The organism is Mycobacterium sp. NGS62, from assembly GCF_059812285.1.
Genome location: NZ_JCALCK010000048.1, coordinates 1 through 1691, shown reverse-complemented (window position 1 = coordinate 1691; position 1691 = coordinate 1). Strand labels below are relative to the sequence as shown.

The following is a 1691-nucleotide window of genomic DNA, read 5'->3' as shown; positions in this document are numbered from 1 at the left end:
CCCAGATTTTTCGTGAAATGTGGTAGGTAGCGGCGTGTAGATATGCGAAAGTGCCTGTCCTGCAACGGATAATTGAACTTCTCTAGGGATCAATCGTTCCAGCGGGAAGGCACTTCGCAGGTGAAGAATATCGCGGTCGGGTCGCGGGTGAAAGTATCGGCCGATGGCCACGGGGTCGTGTCGCACGCCGGGATGGGCATGCTGCGTGAGCTCGCTGACCGGACTGGGTTATCGGCGCAGGTCACCGCCGCGTTAGCCGACACCTACCGCGGCCCGTGGGTGTATGCGCCCGGGGAGGTGTTCGCTGATCTGGCGGCCGCGGTCGCCGACGGCGCTGATTGCATCGACGGCGTCGGACAGCTGTGCGGCGACCGCGAGCACGTGCTCGGGGCGAAAGCGTCGACGACCACGATGTGGCGGCTGGTCGATGAACGCATTGACGCCGCACACCTGCCCGGAATCGCCGCGGCGCGAGCGGCCGCGCGCGCCGCGGCCTGGGCGGCCGGAGCGGCTCCCACCGCGGGGCAGTGGCTGCACATCGACATCGACGCCACGCTGGTGATCGACCACTCCGACAACAAGGAACTGGCGGCGCCGACCTGGAAGAAAAGCTACGGTCACCACCCGCTGCTGGCGTTCCTCGACCGCCCCGAGATCGCCGGGGGTGAAGCGCTGGCCGGGCTGCTACGCACCGGGCGCGCGGGCTCCAACACCGCCGCCGACCACATCGTGGTTTTGGAACAGGCGTTGGCATCCCTGCCGCCGCAGTGGCGGCCCGACCCGGGGCGTGGTGGCGATTCAGATGCGCCGAAGGTGTTGGTGCGTTGCGATACCGCCGGGGCCACCCATGATTTCGCCACCGCCTGCCGCACCGCGGGGGTGGGGTTCTCCTTCGGCTACCCGGTCGATGCCCGCGTGCAGGACGCCGTGGACACCCTCAACATCGGCGATGGCTGGTATCCGGCGATCGACACCGACGGCGGGATCCGCGACGGCGCCTGGGTGGCCGAGGCCACCACCCTGGTCACCTTGAGCAGCTGGCCGGCCGGTACCCGGCTGATCCTGCGCAAAGAACGCCCTCATCCCGGTGCGCAATTGCGGTTCACCGACACCGATGGCATGCGGGTCACCGCGTTCATCACCGACACCGCAGCCGGTGTCGTGACCGGCCAAGTTGCCGGCTTGGAGTTACGGCACCGCCAGCACGCCCGCATCGAGGACCGCATCCGCGAACTCAAAGCCACCGGCCTGACCAACTTGCCCTGTCACTCCTTCGACGCCAACGCCGCCTGGCTGGAAATCGTGCTGGCCGCAGCCGATCTGGTCACCTGGTGCCGGCTCCTCGGCTTCAGCGCCCACCCCGGCCTGGCCCGCGCCGAGATCGCGACGTTCCGCTACCGGGTACTGCACGTTGCGGCCCGCATCACCCGCGGCGCACGACAGGTGCGGCTGCGCATCGACGCCACCTGGCGCTGGGCGGCGATCATCGCGACCGCATGGCACACCATCCGCACCGCCTTCGACTGACCACCACCCAACCGCCCCGACGACACGAAAGGCCAACCGGCACTGGGAAAGCCCGCCCCACCCGGCGCACGGGACGCTCCACTACGCCCCCACCCACGACAACCGCCCGAACGGGCTCACCCACCGCCGAGCGCTACCAGCACCACCCTGGACGAAAAATCGAG

1 protein-coding gene is annotated in these 1691 nt (G+C 68.6%); it reads left to right on the top strand.

What is annotated here, in order from left to right; translation table 11 throughout:
- The first annotated feature begins 120 nt into the window (after positions 1-120).
- Positions 121-1527 carry an IS1380 family transposase gene (locus tag AC5Y49_RS24570; protein ID WP_499891984.1) on the top strand — a complete coding sequence of 469 codons (1407 nt, stop codon included), beginning with the start codon at positions 121-123 and terminating at the stop codon, positions 1525-1527.
- Positions 1528-1691: the final 164 nt, after the last annotated feature.